At 72.2% G+C, this 14530-nt stretch carries 12 protein-coding genes and 1 riboswitch; of the genes, 7 read left to right on the top strand and 5 right to left on the bottom strand.

The window, feature by feature from the left end; all coding sequences use genetic code 11:
• From NIE111_RS03970 to NIE111_RS03960, 3 genes are all read right to left on the bottom strand, one after another.
• Window positions 1-1020: a GNAT family N-acetyltransferase gene (locus tag NIE111_RS03970; protein ID WP_238683081.1), complete on the bottom strand. Its 1020-nt coding sequence runs from the start codon at window positions 1018-1020 to the stop codon at window positions 1-3.
• 265 nt (window positions 1021-1285) lie between these two features.
• The gene (gene thrC, locus NIE111_RS03965) at window positions 1286-2572 is read right to left on the bottom strand and encodes a threonine synthase (RefSeq protein WP_210780906.1); all 1287 of its coding nucleotides are present in this window, start codon (window positions 2570-2572) and stop codon (window positions 1286-1288) included.
• 10 nt (window positions 2573-2582) lie between these two features.
• Window positions 2583-2718: riboswitch (SAM riboswitch) on the bottom strand.
• 68 nt (window positions 2719-2786) lie between these two features.
• Entirely contained in the window at window positions 2787-3749 is a 963-nt protein-coding gene (locus NIE111_RS03960) for a DMT family transporter (protein WP_238683080.1), read from the bottom strand.
• A gap of 91 nt (window positions 3750-3840) precedes the next feature.
• Between NIE111_RS03960 and NIE111_RS03955 the strand changes: the two genes are divergently transcribed.
• Together NIE111_RS03955 and NIE111_RS03950 are read left to right on the top strand one after the other, a co-directional pair.
• On the top strand, window positions 3841-4146 hold the full coding sequence (locus NIE111_RS03955) for an ArsR/SmtB family transcription factor (RefSeq protein WP_238683079.1): 306 nt from the start codon (window positions 3841-3843) through the stop codon (window positions 4144-4146).
• A 191-nt stretch (window positions 4147-4337) separates the two neighbouring features.
• Complete coding sequence (locus NIE111_RS03950; protein WP_238683078.1) at window positions 4338-4961, top strand: DUF4232 domain-containing protein; 624 nt, start codon at window positions 4338-4340, stop codon at window positions 4959-4961.
• On the opposite strand, the gene NIE111_RS03945 is transcribed toward NIE111_RS03950, so the two are convergent.
• The gene (locus tag NIE111_RS03945; RefSeq protein ID WP_238683077.1) at window positions 4951-5817 is read right to left on the bottom strand and encodes an ABC transporter permease; all 867 of its coding nucleotides are present in this window, start codon (window positions 5815-5817) and stop codon (window positions 4951-4953) included. The genes NIE111_RS03950 and NIE111_RS03945 overlap by 11 nt on opposite strands.
• A complete protein-coding gene (locus tag NIE111_RS03940; protein WP_238683076.1) occupies window positions 5817-8681 on the bottom strand; it encodes an alpha/beta fold hydrolase in 2865 nt (954 codons plus the stop codon). Before NIE111_RS03940 ends, NIE111_RS03945 begins: the two co-directional genes overlap by 1 nt.
• A 372-nt stretch (window positions 8682-9053) precedes the next feature.
• Between NIE111_RS03940 and NIE111_RS03935 the strand changes: the two genes are divergently transcribed.
• From NIE111_RS03935 to NIE111_RS03915, 5 genes are read left to right on the top strand one after another with little or no spacing between them, the layout of a single operon-like run.
• The gene (locus NIE111_RS03935) at window positions 9054-10232 is read left to right on the top strand and encodes a hypothetical protein (RefSeq protein ID WP_238683075.1); all 1179 of its coding nucleotides are present in this window, start codon (window positions 9054-9056) and stop codon (window positions 10230-10232) included.
• On the top strand, window positions 10219-12837 hold the full coding sequence (locus tag NIE111_RS03930) for a sensor histidine kinase (protein WP_238683074.1): 2619 nt from the start codon (window positions 10219-10221) through the stop codon (window positions 12835-12837). The genes NIE111_RS03935 and NIE111_RS03930 overlap by 14 nt, the downstream gene beginning before the upstream one ends.
• Window positions 12834-13307: a roadblock/LC7 domain-containing protein gene (locus NIE111_RS03925; RefSeq protein ID WP_091402960.1), complete on the top strand. Its 474-nt coding sequence runs from the start codon at window positions 12834-12836 to the stop codon at window positions 13305-13307. Before NIE111_RS03930 ends, NIE111_RS03925 begins: the two co-directional genes overlap by 4 nt.
• Window positions 13304-13792, top strand: a complete 489-nt coding sequence (locus NIE111_RS03920; protein ID WP_238683073.1) for a DUF742 domain-containing protein — start codon at window positions 13304-13306, stop codon at window positions 13790-13792. Before NIE111_RS03925 ends, NIE111_RS03920 begins: the two co-directional genes overlap by 4 nt.
• A complete protein-coding gene (locus tag NIE111_RS03915) occupies window positions 13770-14528 on the top strand; it encodes a GTP-binding protein (protein ID WP_238683072.1) in 759 nt (252 codons plus the stop codon). Before NIE111_RS03920 ends, NIE111_RS03915 begins: the two co-directional genes overlap by 23 nt.
• The last annotated feature ends 2 nt before the right edge of the window (window positions 14529-14530 follow it).

Here is a 14530-nt window from a genome sequence, read left to right as displayed (position 1 = left end):
TCAGAGGGTGAGCTGCCAGTCGGTCCAGCGGTCCACCGGGCGGAAGCCGAGCTGTTCGTTGATCGACACCATGTAGCTGTTGCTGGCCGCGTTGAAGGTGTCGATCACCCGTACCGCCGGCTCGTGGGTGAGCAGTTGGTGCAGGTTTTCCGCCTTGGCGATGAGGCCGAGCCGGTGCCCACGGTGGGCCGGGTCGACGATGGTGATCTGCTGGAACGCGTGCCAGTCGGCGGAGGCGCCCACGTCCAGCAGCGTCCAGGCGACCAGCCGACCGGACGCCTCGTGCCGCATCCCGAGGTGGTAGCGCCGCCGGCCCCGGGCGTCCAGTGCCCGCTCGTTGCCACGGATCCGCTCGGCGTCCACCTGCTCCGGCTCCCACTGCACGTCGCCCATGGGCGCGTCCATCAGCAGCCGGCCGTCGAGGTAGGCGATGTCAGCCACGTACTCCTGTGGGGTGGAGCCCTGCCAGCAGACGGAGTGATAGCCCTCGGCTCGCGGTCGGGCCTCGGCGAGCGCCGCCCGCAGAGCGACCCGGTCGATCTCGCCGACGTCGAGCCGGCGACGCACCTCGGCGAGGGCGGGTTGGGCGCCGGTCGCGGCGGCGAACGCGTCACCGGCCACGCTTCGGGCAGCGCCGCCGGGCAGCGCGGAGACGGCCATCGCCACCACCCGCTTGCGGCAGTGCTCGCGGAGCAGGCGCAGCCCGTACTCGTGCAGGGCCCGGCCGACGCCCCGGCGCCGCAGCCGCGGATGCACCAGCAGCTCGGCGGTGGCGTTGTCGGGGTTGTCGAGCTGCGGCAGGTCCAGTTGGAGGTAGCCGGCCGGCACGCCGTCCAGGCGGGCCAGCGCCCAGAGCGACCGGGTGCCGGGCATCGGCGAGTGGAACATCGCGTCGAAGCGACGCCGGCAGAAGGGCGGGAAGTCCGGGAGATCAGCGTCGTTGGCCGCCGACCCGATCCGGTACGCCTCGTCGACCGGCGTCCGGTCGGCGCCGTCGAACGACGCGATCGTGATGCTCATGCCGGTGAGCGTGCACCCTACAAAAGCGATCGGGCCAGCGAATTACTCGCTGGCCCGATCGAACGTTGGTCGGGAGGGACACTCGCACAACGCCTCCGGCGTTGGGTCGCAAGAACTTCAAAAGTCTTCGGCGAAATGCCCTCCCGCACGGAGCATCTTGCGCCGTCCGGTTCCTGCCGTCAAGTCCGTAGCGGCGGGTTTTCCACACTCACAGCGAAAACCCAGTTACCGACTGATCGACTCCGCCCGGGTCCGAGCGAGCCCGTCAGCCCAGGAGGCCGGCGTCGCGGGCAGCGCGCAGCGAGGGCTTTATGTGGTGGGTCGGCCCGACCTGGCCGGCTACCGCGTCGATGGTCTTCAGACCCTCGCCGGTGTTGAACACGACGGTCTCGGCCGTCGGGTCGAGCCGACCGGACTCGACCAGCTTGCGCAGCACGGCCACCGTGACCCCACCAGCGGTCTCGGCGAAGACCCCTGTGGTACGGGCCAGATCGCGGATGCCCGCGCGGATCTCGTCGTCGTCGGCGTACTCCATCCAGCCGCCGGTGCGGCGGACCGCCTCCAGGGCGTAGAGGCCGGCCGCCGGGTCGCCGATGTTGAGCGACTTGGCGATGCCGGTGGGCTTGACCGGGACGATCGTGTCGGTCTCGGCGTGCAGGGCGACGGCGATCGGGTTGCAGCCGGCGGACTGCGCGCCGAAGACCTTCCAGCCGTCGGCGGGCGCCTCGACCAGGCCGATCTCCACCAGCTCGGAGAACGCCTTGTCAATCTTGGTGAGCAGCTCGCCGCTGGCCATCGGGATGACCACCTGCGCCGGGATCCGCCAGCCGAGCTGCTCGGCCACCTCGTAGCCGAGGGTCTTGGAGCCCTCCGCGTAGTACGGCCGGACGTTCACGTTGACGAACGCGGTGTCCTCGAATTCGTCGGTCTCCACCAGCTCACCGCAGAGCCTGTTGACATCGTCGTACGAGCCGTCGATGGCGACCAGTTCGCCGCCGTAGACGGCTGTGGTGATGACCTTGCCCTGCTCCAGGTCGCTGGGGATGAAGACCACCGAGGGCGCACCGGCGCGGGCAGCGTGGGCGGCCACCGAGTTGGCCAGGTTGCCTGTCGACGCGCAGGCGAACCGGCTGAAGCCGAGCGCCTTGGCAGCGGTGAGCGCCACCGAGACGACCCGGTCCTTGAACGAGTGGGTGGGGTTGGCGCTGTCGTCCTTGACCCAGAGCGGCGCGGTGATGCCCAATTCGGCGGCGAGATGCGGGGCCGCCACCAGTGGGGTCAGGCCCGGGTCGAGGGTGACCCGGCTGGCCGGGTCCTGACCGGCGGGGAGCAGCGCGGCGTACCGCCAGATGTTGTTCGGGCCGGCCTCGATCTGCTCGCGGGTGACGGCGGCCAACGCGGCGGTGTCGTAGTCGACTTCCAGCGGGCCGAAACACTCGTAACAGGCGTGCTGGGCGGCGAGCGGGTAGCGGGCCGAACAGGCACGGCAGACCAGGGCGCGGGCGGGGCTGGCGGAGGTGTCGATGCCGGAGGCGACGAGCGTCGACGTCATGTCGAGGGTCCTCTCATCTTTCCCCGCATCGCACGGTGCGGCGGGGACGGAATTGGCACCTGCCCCGCGGGTCGCTCAGCGGTGAGCGCGCGGGGTGGTTGCCGGGGCGTCGTCGGGCCGTATCCCTCAGCCCCTCTGGATGAGGTATTCAGTTGTGCCGTCGAGTCTAGGACAACGCTGTCGGTCGCTGCTACCGCTGATCCCAGGTAGTGGGTCAGCGGGCGCTCACCGCCACCGGGTCGGTCACCGCGATCGGATCCGTCACCGCGCTCGGCCGGGGCAGCGACGTGGTCCGGGGCCGGGCGGCGAGGTTCGCGGCGACCAGGGCGGCGATCGTGATGGCGGCCCCGACCAGTTCGACGGGCTCCGGGCGGTAGCCGCGGGCGATCTGCACCGCGAAGGTGGTCACCGGAACCAGGTTCATGAACAGCGCGGCGTTGGCGGCGCCGAGCCGCTGCACACCGGTGTTCCAGGCCAGGACCGCGATCACGGCGCCCACCAGCACGGCGTACGCCAGTTGCGGGGCGACCGCCACGAGGTCGGCGGCGGCCGGCGCGTGCTGCCAGCCGACGGCGTCGGCGCCGACGCTCAGGACGAGCATGGCGGCCGTGCCGGCGAGCGCGGTCAGTGTGGTGAAGCGCAGCGGGGACCACTCGCCGAACCGGCTCGCGCCGTGGGTGTAGATGCCCCAGCCCAGCACCGCGCCGATCATCATGAGCCCGCCGAGGCCGAACTGGCCGAGCCCGGCCAGGCTGCCGCGCGTGATCACCAGACCGACGCCGAGGAGCGCCACCAGGGAGAGGGCCAGCAGGAGTGGCTTCGGGCGTACGCCGTCGCGGGCCCAGCGGACGAGCTGGGTGATCACCGGCGTGGTGGCCACGAAGAGGGAGATCTGCTGCGGGGCGGCGTGTTCGAGCGCCAGGTTGGTGAGCAGGTTGAAGCCCGCGAAGCCGACCACTCCGAGCCCCACCACCTCCAGCGCCCGGCCACCGTGCCGGAGCGCGCCGGCACCCTCGCGGAGCAGCAGGATGGCGACCAGGACGACGGCGGCCAGCAGGTAGCGCGCGGTGGTCAGGTTGAGCGGGTCGACCCGGTCGAGCGCGCTGGCCAGGATCGGGAACATCACGCCCCAGCCGAGCACGGCGACCAGTGGGTACGCGGTGGCGCGGGATCGCATCGGCAACTCCAATGTTCGAGTATCGTCGAACCAACGACACCGACCCTAGGGCGTCGTTCGATCGTTGTCGAACAAGGGTTACACTGGTCACATGGAGCCGCACGAGCCCGACCTGACCGCCGTACCGGTCACCAGCGTGTTGGCCGCACTCGCCGACGACGTGCGGCTACAGATCGTCCGGGCGCTCGCCGAGGGCGGCGAGGCCGCCTGTGGCAGTTTCGACTTCGGCGTCTCCAAGGCGACCCGCAGCCACCACCTCAAGGTGCTGCGCGAGGCGGGGCTGACCCGGACCCGGGCGGCCGGCACCAGCCGACTGGTCCGGCTCCGCCGGGACGAGGTGGACGAGCTCTACCCCGGCCTGCTGGACGCGGTCCTCACCCAGCGCCCGCCGGCGTAGACGAGCCGCGCCTGTGTCAAGTACGGCCCAACCCGCGCCGATCTTGCGCTTTGTGTAGTCGGTATGGGTGGTTAAGCGCCTTATGTCGGCACAGAAAGTGCAAGATCGCGGAGCCGGCCCGGCGGCGCGGGAGAGCCGGCGCGGCCGGGGCCGGGCGGCGGTGTGCCCCGCACGTGGGCGAGGATCAACAGATGATCTCCCCCGACACGGCAGCACGGCGACGCGTCACCGCTACGGTCGCGATGGCTCTCGCGCTCGGCGGCTGCACTCCCGGCGACCATCGGGGCCAGGGCGGGGACCCGAGCGGGCCGCCCCCTGCGGCGAGGGCGGAAGCGGGCCCGTCCTCCAGCACCGAGCCGTCGGCCGAGTGCCCGGCGAGCGGCGTTCGGATCCGGTCGACCGGCGGGGACGCCGCGATGGGCCTGCGCGCCCTCGGCCTAGAGCTGGTCAACTGCGGCGAGCACCCCTACCAGCTCAACGGGTACCCGGTGCTGCACGTGTTCGACGAAGCGCGCGAGCCGATCATGCTGCGGGTGGTCAACGGCGCCAAGGAGATCACCTTGGGCTTCGACCAACCACCCCGGCAGGTCACCCTCGCCGCCGGGGAGCGGGCCACAGCAGTGGTGCTCTGGCGCAACCTGGTCACCGACTCGACAGTGGTCGCCACAAACGGCGAGTTCCTGACCGTGGCGCCCGCCGCCGGGCAGCCGGCCGAGGAGGTCGACCCGGACGGGCCGATCGACCTCGGCAACACCGGCCGGATCGGCGTCAGCGCCTGGAAGAAGGCCGACCCGAGCAGCCCACCTACGAGGTGATGTCCTTGCGGGTGAAGCGCCAGAACGCCAACCCCCAGAACAGCGTCGCGTAGCTGATCGCCGAGATGCAGCCGCGCACCACGTCGTCGGTCTGCACCGGAGTCGACAGCAGACCCAGCCAGGCGGTGCTGAAGTGGGTGGGCAGGAAGTCGCGCAGCGCGCCCAGGGCGGTGATCTGGTCCAGGATGCTGGACAGGATCCAGAGCAGAACCGCACCACCCACAGCGCCCAGCGCGGCGTCCGTGATCACCGACAGCAGGAACGCCAGGCCGGCCACCACCAGCAGTACGACGGCCAGGTAGCCCAGCACGGCCAGCAACCGGAGCAACCCCTCGGTGGGTTCCAGCTCGGCGGCGACGGTGCTGCGCAGCGGTGACCAGCCGTAGCGCAGGGTGCCGGCCAGCAACGCGGTGCCGGCCAACAGCACCAGGGCCAGTCCCGAGTACGCGAGCGCGACCACCAGCTTCACGGTCAACAACCGGGCCCGGGGCACCGGGATCGCCAACAGGTATCGCAGGCTGCCCCAGCTCGCCTCGCTGGCCACCGTGTCGCCGCAGAACAGCGCGACGACCACCACCAGCAGGAACGACGCCGACACGAAGATCGAGAACAGGGTGAAGTTGAGCCCGCCCGACGTGGCCAGCTCGACCAGGCTGGCGAACTCGTTGCGACCGTTGTCGTCGTCGCCGCCCGAGTCGAACTGGAACGCGATCAGGATGATCAGCGGCAGCAACACCATGAACCCGAGCGCCAACTGGGTCCGCCGCCGGGACGCCTGCCGACGGAACTCCGCCACGAACGGCATGGTGGCCGACGGCCGGTAACCACGGGCCTCACCCGCGTCAGTAACAACCATCACCGGTCACCGCTTCCCCGAGAGTTCTCGCCCACCAGGGCGAGGAACGCGTCCTCCAGGCGCCGCCGAGGCACCACCCGGTCCACCCCGATGCCGGCGCGCACCAGCTCCGCCACCACCTCGCTGCGGGCCGTGCCGTTGGTGTCGACCACCAGTTGGCCGTCGCTCTCCGGCAACACGCGGACCCCGTGCAGCCGGTCCAGCACCGCTCGCGCCGCCACCGGGTCGGTGACGTCGAAGAGCACGCTCGGCGACTCGCCCACGATCTCCTCCACCGGCCCGGACGCCACGATCCGGCCCTTGTTCACCACCACCGCGTGCGTGCACGTCTGCTCCACCTCGGCCAGCAGGTGACTGGAGACCAGCACCGCCCGACCGTCAGTGGCGTACCGCTGGAGCACCCGGCGCATCTCGGCGATCTGCGGCGGGTCCAGCCCGTCGGTCGGCTCGTCCAACACCAGCAGTTCGGGAAGACCGAGCATGGCCTGGGCGATGGCGAGCCGCTGGCGCATCCCGTGGCTGTAGTTCTTGATCCTCCGGTGCACCGAGTCGCCCAACCCGGCGATCTCCAGCGCCGCGTCGAACTGTGCGTCCTCCCACGGCCGCCCGGTGGCCCGCCAGTACGCCTTCAGGTTGTCCAGACCCGACAGGTGCGGCAGGAAACCGGGCCCCTCCACCAGCGCCCCGATCCGGGACAGCACCGGCGAGCCGGGCACCAGCCGACGACCGAAGACGTAGATCTCCCCGGCGGTCGGCTGGGTCAGCCCCATCAGCACCCGCAGGGTGGTGGTCTTGCCGGCGCCGTTCGGCCCGAGCAGACCCACTACCTGACCGGGGTGCACCTCGAAGTCCACGTTCGACACGGCGACGAAGCCGTCCGCGTACTCCTTGCGCAGCGCGCGCACTGCCAGCGGGGTGTCCGCGTACTCCGGGTGCACCGACCGGTCCTGGCGGCGGTGCCGGCGGCGGACCAGTGCGACGACCACGACGAGCCCGATCACGATGGCGGCGAGCAGGCCGGCGAGCACCCAGCGCCAGATCGTCGCCGCGGTGGGGATCGGCTCACCGCTGACAGTGGGCAGGCTGACCGCGCCGTCAGCCGCCACCGTGTAGACGGTCGGCGCGGCGGGCGTGGTGTACGCCTGGTCGGAGGTGGCCACCACCAGCCGCAACCGGTGCCCGGCCTCCACCCGGTGCACGATCCCCGGCAGCGTCACGGTGACCGGGCGGGCGTCCTGCACCTGCTGCGGAAGGCCGGTGAGCCGGATCGGGGCGACCAGGCCGTTCGGCAGGGTGGCCGCGCCGTCCGGGTCGACGTCGTAGAGCTTGACGAAGAGCACCGCCTCGCCGGTCGGCGACGCGGCCCGCACCGTGACGGTGGGCGCACCGGCCACGTCCACGGCCTCGGTCAGCGGGGTGGACTCGAACTGGGCGTGCTGGCCCGGCACGTCACCGGCCACGCCGTCCAGCAGCGAGGCGAGTCCGCCGGCGAACGGGATCGAGGAGATGGCTGCCGGGTTGCCGTTCGGCGGGTTCGCGATCGGCTGTGCCGGGCCGGCGACAGTCACCTCCCGACGGGCGTTACCGGTGAGGCCCGGGTAGTCGGGGCGGCGGAAGCCGGTGGCGACGAGGCCCCTGTCGAGCGCGTCGAAGCCGGCGATCCGCGACCAGGTGAAGTCGTCGCCGGGCGCGTCGCCCTCGCCCTTGACGTAGTGGTCGAGCCACTGGACGGTCAGGAACTTCACCCGGTCCTCGTCCGAGCGGGGTCCACTGCCACCGTCGTGCCCGCCGGTGAACCAGGCGACCCGCACCGGGGTGCCGGCGGCGGCGATGCCGCGCGCGTTGGCGTCCGCCTCACCGAGCGGGAAGAGGGTGTCCGCCTCACCCTGCACCAGCAGGGTGGGTGCCTTGATCCGGTCCAGCACACCGGCCGGGCTGGAGCGGCGCAGCAGGTCCACGGCGGCCTGGTCGGCACGGCCGGTGGTGGCGATCCGCAGGTACGCGGCGCAGACGTCGGCGGCGAACCGACCGCAGGACGGGTCGGCGGCACCGGCCGGGGCGCCACCGGGACCGGTGCCGGGGCCGGCGCCCGGCCCGGGGCTGGGCGGGCCGGCCGAGGCCGGTGCGCCCTGCGGCTGGGCGGCGGTCGCGCCGGAGAGCCCGGCCGGGCCGGAGCCCACGTTGCCGCCCCCGCCGAAGAAGAGGCCGGCCCAGCCCTTCTTGAACACACCCTCGGTCGGCGCTGCGCCGGTGCTCTCCGGCAGGAACGCACGGGAAAGATCGTTCCAAGTGATCATGGGCACGATCGCGTCGACCCGGCGGTCCTGGGCGGCCAACAGCAACGCCAACCCACCGCCGTACGAGCCACCGACCACACCGACCTTCGGGTCGCCGGCGGCGTCGGTGCGCACCTCCGGCCGCGCGGCCAGCCAGTCCAGCAGCCGCTCGGCGTCGCGTACCTCGTAGTCCGGGTTGTCCAGGTGGATCTCACCGCCGCTGCGGCCGAAACCCCGCGCGGTCCAGGTCAGCACCGCGTAGCCGCGCCCGGCGAACTCCTCCGCGTCGGAGCGCACCGACTCCTTCGTGCCGCCGAAGCCGTGCGCCAGCAGCACCGCCGGCACCTTCCGACCGGACGAGGCGTCGTCCGGCAGGTAGAGGGTGGTGTCCAGGTTCACCGGTTGGTCACCGGACGGTCCGGAGCGGACGGTGAGCATCGCGCTCTCGGTGCGTACGCCCGGTCCCTGTGGCCACACCGCCCAGGTCACGGCGGCGGCCAACAGCACGACGACCACCGCGGCGGCGATCGCCCGGCGGCGGGTGGGCAGGGCACGCCGGAACCACGCGGCCGGCGACGGCGATGTCATGCGGCACACGGTACGGCCCGCAGCCTGAGCGTTGGCTGAGATCCGCCGTACGTCCGTCCGGTTGCCCCGATCGGTGCGCGGTGGGGTGCGAGCGCGCAACGTCCGACGCGGCACAGCGAGTTGAGTTCGGATCCCGTGAATTCCGATCTTCCACGGATATCCACCTCGATCCCTCCATGTCACACCCACAGCGGACACAGAGCGTGGCGGTAACGCGGACAAATGGTGACATGGCTCGAAGTGACGCGAACCTGACTCGCCGAGTGAGGTCTGACCAGGCGGGGGTTCGATTAGTTTTCCGGTCCGGTGCACGGGACTTGTCGGCCAGCCCGACGCCGCGCCGATCAGCGCCCCACGCCGGAGGAGACACACATGACAGTCCCCGCGCCGCGGGCCCGTCGACGGCCGTCCACGCTGGGCCGGCTGCTGCCCCTGCTGCTCATCGGAGCACTGCTGGCGCCGTTGGGCCTGCTCGTCACGTCGAACTGGCGGCAGGTCACCGACGACCGGGACCTCGCCGCCCGGGAACGGCTCGGCGTGCAGTACCTCACCGCGCTGGCGGCGGTCACCGACGCCCTCGTGGAGGCCCAGTCCAACGCGGTGAACGGCCGCCCTGTGGCCCGGGAGGCGTTGAACGGGGCTGTCGAGAAGGCCGCCGCTGTGGACGCCCGCATCGGCGGGGAACTGCTCAGCCAGGAACGCTGGGCCGGCGTACGGGCCAAGCTGGAGGCACTGCGCGGCCGCAGCGCCACCGATCCCGAGGCCGCCTACACCGCGTACGGCGAGGTCTCCGACCTGCTGCTGGCCCTGCACCGGAAGGTCCGGGAGAGCTCCGGGCTGGTCCGTGACCCCGAAGCCGACTCGTTCTTCCTCCAGGACAGCGCCGGCCAGGAGCTGCCCGAGGCGGTGGTCGGCGCCGGTCGGCTGGCCGACCTGGCCACGCTCGTCAGCCGTCGGCCGGCCGCCGAGCGACCGCGCGGCCTGCTGGAGCTGACCGGCCTGCGGGTGTCCGCCCTGACCCCTGCCGCGGACCTCGTCGACAACCTGCGCTCGGCCGTGGACGGTTCGGAGAGCACCGACCTCGGCGCCAACGTGCTGACCCCGCTGGACACCTACCAGCGTTCGGTGGAGGCGCTCGCCGGGTACTCCCTGCCAGCCAAGGAGACCGGCGTGGTCGACCCGGGCCAGTTGAGTGCCGCAGCGGTCAGCTCGCACCGCTCCGCCCGCCAACTTCAGCCGGTCATCCTCACCGAGCTGGACTCCCTGCTGGCCGAGCGCATCGACCGGCTCGACCGGGACCGCTGGCTGACCGCCGGGGCGGGTGTCATCGCCGTCCTGCTGCTGGGCTGGCTCGCGGCGATGCTGGTCGCCGCCGGTCGCCGGGCACAACGGCGGGCCGCCCTGGCCGCTACCCACGCGGAGAGTCCCGACACCCCGCCGCAGCGCGACCCGTGGCAACCGCCGACCGACGAACCGCGTGCGCTGCAACCGGTCGGCGTGGCCCGTGACCCGGAGACCGCACAGTGGGGGGCGTTCGATGCTGCTCGGTAGGCTCCGGATCCGCGGCAAGCTCGCGCTGCTCGTGGTGATTCCGCTGCTCAGCATGGTCGGCCTGGCCGTGCCGGTGATGCTCGACCGGATCACCGCGGCACAGCGGGCCGGCGACACCGCCGAACGCGTCCGGCTCGCCAGCCGGGTCGGCAGCCTGGTCCAGGACCTGCAGCAGGAACGCATCCTCTCCGTCGGCTTCCTGCTCGGCCGGGTCGAACGCGGTGAGCTGGTCCGTAAGTCCGCCGACGTGGACGACCGGGTGGCCGACCTGCGGGCGGCGCGGAGCGACGCGCTGACCGACGAGGTCGACAGCGCCCTCGACGGCGTGTCCAGCCTCGTCGAGCTGCGCACGGCAGTCCTGGCCCGAGCCGCCAAACCGGGTCAGGTGATGGACGCGTTCGGCCCGGTCAACAAGGGGATCATCGAGTCGCTGCGGCTGGTGGTCGGGGTGGACACCGACACGTTGCCGGGCCGTCAGGTGCTCGCCCTCGACGGGCTGCTCCGCGCCGACGAGGGCCTGGGGACCTGCGCCACCCTGAGCCTGTTGGTCAAGGCGATCGGCACACCGGAAACCACCGCCGGGTACGTGGCGTGCATCGCCGCGCTCATGGTCGACAACTCGCGCTTCCGCAGCCTGATCACGCCCGAGCAGCTCAAGGTGGCCCAGCTCAACGACGCCGCCGTGGCCGCGCGTACCCAACCCGACTTCCTGATCAGGAGCGCCCGCGATCCGGCGGCCGCGGTCAGCGATGTGACGATCGAGGCCCTGTTCCCGGCCGTCCGCACGATGATCCGGCTCGGCCAGTTCGTCGAGAAGAAGCTGATCGCCGACGTGCTCGCCGAGGTGACGGCCGAGCAGCGGCGCGCGCTGACCGCCGCGTACCTGGTCGGCGCCGCGGCGGCGTTGATCCTGACGCTGGTCGTGCTGCTCAGCGTGGCGGTGGCGCGGACGGTGGCCCGACCGCTGACCCGACTCACCCGCTCGGCCGACCGGGTCGCCCGGGTCGCCGAGGCGGAGCTGGTCCGGGTCACCGACGACGAGGCGGAAAGACACCATGCGGTCCGGCTGGAGCCGGTGGACATCCGCGCCAACGACGAGATCGGCGACCTGGCGCGGGCCTTCGACAGGGTGCAGAACACCGCGGCGCAACTGGTCGAACGGCAGGTCGCCGGCCGACGCAACGTGGCGCAGATGTTCGGCCACGTCGGACGGCGTACCCAGAACCTGGTGGGTCGGCAGATCGCGCTGATCGACCGGCTGGAGCAGCAGGAGGCCGACCCGGGCCGCCTGGAGCACCTGTACCGACTCGACCACATCTCCAGCCGGTTGCGGCGCAACGCCGGCAGCCTCGTGGTGCTCTCCGGCTCGGCCGGGGCCGACGCGCACACCGCGCCGGTGCCGCTGGCCGACGTGGTCCGGTTGGCGCTCGGTGAGATCGAGGACTACACCCGGGTGGAGGTGCAGGTGCCGGCGGGTGTCTCGGCCGCTCCGGCGGTGGTCGGTGACCTCGTCCTGGCGCTGGCCGAGCTGATGGAGAACGCCACGGTCTTCTCTCCGCCGCACACCCGGGTACTGGTGGCCGCCGAGACGTCCGGCCTCGGCGCACGGCTCACGGTGGTGGACCACGGCATCGGCATGAGCGAGCAACGCATGGCCGAGGAGAACGCCCGGCTCACCCGCCGGGAACGGCTCGACCTGGCCCCGACCGAGGTGCTCGGTCTCTTCGTGGTGGGCCGGTTGGCCCGCCGGCACGGCTGGCAGGTCGCCCTGGCCGCCACCGGCGGCGGAGGGGTGACCGCGCAGCTGGAGATCCCTTCGACGTCGCTGGTGCTACGCCGCGCCGACCGTGCCGGGGCCACAGTGGCCCGCGCCGCGGTGCCGGATCGGGACCGGCGTACGACGGCGACGCCCCACCCCGAGCACGAAGCGCGGCCCAGCGCGGTGGCCGTCGCCGCGCCGGCCCGCTTCGACTCGGATCTGCTGAGCCGGGCCACCCTCAGCCTGGACGCCGGCCCGTCCTGGAACGCGTTCGGTAGGGGCCAGCCGGAGCAGGCCGTTCCCGAACCCCAGAACCCGGAACCGGTGGGCAAGCCGGGCGGGCCACGGGTGCGGCAGCGGGTGCCCGGGGCCACACTGCACGCCACCGCCCCGACGACCCGGCCGGTGGACGCCACCAGCGCGGACCCCGCCGCGGCCCGCGCGCTGGTCGAGGCCTTCCAAGCCGGTGTACGCCGCGCCGAACTGCACGTGGCGCCGGGCCTCGACGGCGCGTCGGCGCGGACGGCCAGCGACCCGTCGGCCGGGGCCGGGGCGGCCGTGGTGGACTTGGGCACGACCGTCGACCTACCCAGCACCCCGGGAGGCGCCGGCCCCACGGTGCCGCGTGGTGGTGGCTCGACCGATGCCGCACCGGAGCGGCCCCGGTTGAGCCGACGGGTGCCGGGAGCGAACCTCACCGCCATCCCGGTCTGCCAACCGCCCAGCACCAACCTCGGTGACCCGAACGAGGTCCGCGACCTCATCAGCGAGTTCGAGGCGGGCGTCGCCCGCGCTCTCCGCGAAGTCAGCCCCGACCACCGGAACGAAGAAGGATCATCACGGTGACCAGCCCCTTCCTGCACGACAATGTCGACCAGAGTCAGCCCAGCGCCAATGGGGACCTCAGCCCGGAGGCCCGTACGTTCAACTGGCTGCTGGACTCCTTCACCTCCAGCACCGCCGGGGTCCTGGAGGCGATCGCGGTCTCCTCGGACGGTCTGCTGATGGCCATGTCGGCGATCAAGGATCGGTCCAACGCGGAGCGGTTGGCCGCCGTCGTGTCCGGAATGACCAGCCTCGCCGGTGGGGCCGCCAGTTGGTACGCCCTCGGCGGCCTGAACCGGGTGATCGTCGACATGGCCGACGGCTACCTGCTGATCAGCGCGATCAGCAGTGGTTCCGTGCTCGGGGTGGTCGCCGACCGTTCGGCGAACCTGGGCACCGTCGCGTACGAGATGACGCTCTTCGCCGGGCGGGCCGGTGGCGCCCTGACCCCGCGACTGATCGTCGAGTTGAAGAACGCCGTTCAGCAGTGACCCCCGACGTCGCCGGCGAGGATCCGGATCCGGACCCGAGGGTTCGGATCCGACCGTACCTGCGCACGTCACCCCCGACCGGGGTGGGCGCGGCGGCGACACCGGCGCTGCCCGAGCCGGAGCCGGACGGGGACCAACCCACCGGTCCCCGCCCGTTCGTGCTCACCTCCGGGCGGGTCGCGGGCGCCGACCCGGCGATCGGGCTGGAGACCCAGGTGACCGCCCGCATGGACAGCGGCTGGTGGGCCGGCCCACCCGGCGCGCTGCTGGCACCGGAACTTCAGACCATCATCGCGCTCTGCCTCGAGCCGATCTCGGTGGCCGAGATCTCGGCCCGCGCCCGACTGCACTTCGGCGTGACGCGGGTCCTGGTCGGCGATCTACGCGCCGCCGGGCACCTGGACGTGCACGTGACCGACACCGACGACGCTGTCGACCCCGATCTCATCCTGCGAGTGATTGATGGACTCCGTGCGATCTCCTGAATGGCCGGTCGCCCCGCTCGGCGGGGTCGCCGCGAACAGCGCCGCCGCCCGTTACGGCATGTCCCCGGGCACCGGGCCGATAGTCGGGCGGGCCGGTCCCCCGCCGACCGCGCCGCCTCCGTACCGGCCCCCGGCCGGCGCGGGGTCGACGTCACCTCCGTCCGGTAAGCCGGCCGCACCGCCGATCCCGGTCAAGATCCTGGTGGCCGGTGGGTTCGGGGTGGGCAAGACCACCACAGTGGGTGCGATCTCCGAGATCGCGCCACTGACCACTGAGGCCGAGATGACCACCGCCGGGATCGGCGTGGACGACCCGGGTGCCCGGTCCACCAAGACCACCACCACTGTGGCGATGGACTTCGGCTGCGTGACGATCGACCGCAGCCTGAAGCTCTACCTGTTCGGCACGCCGGGGCAGACCCGGTTCGGCTTCATGTGGGACGACCTGGCCCGGGGAGCGCTCGGCGCGCTGGTGGTGGTGGACAGCGCCCGACTGGACGACTGCTTCCCGGCCATCGACTTCTTCGAGCGGGCCGGGCTGCCGTTCGTCGTCGGGGTCAACGCCTTCGACGGGCGGCTGGCCCTGGAACTCGGCGAGATCCGTTGGGCGCTGGCCATCGGTGACCATGTGCCCCTGGTGCAGTTCGATGCCCGCGACCGGCTCTCGGTGCGGGACGCACTACTTGTCGTCCTGGACCGCGCGCTGGACCGCGCTACCCGGGACAGGAGGGCCTGAGC

It is taken from the genome of Micromonospora hortensis (genome assembly GCF_022230935.1).
Classification (GTDB): domain Bacteria; phylum Actinomycetota; class Actinomycetes; order Mycobacteriales; family Micromonosporaceae; genus Micromonospora; species Micromonospora hortensis.
This window is presented reverse-complemented; position numbering and strand designations above follow the sequence as displayed.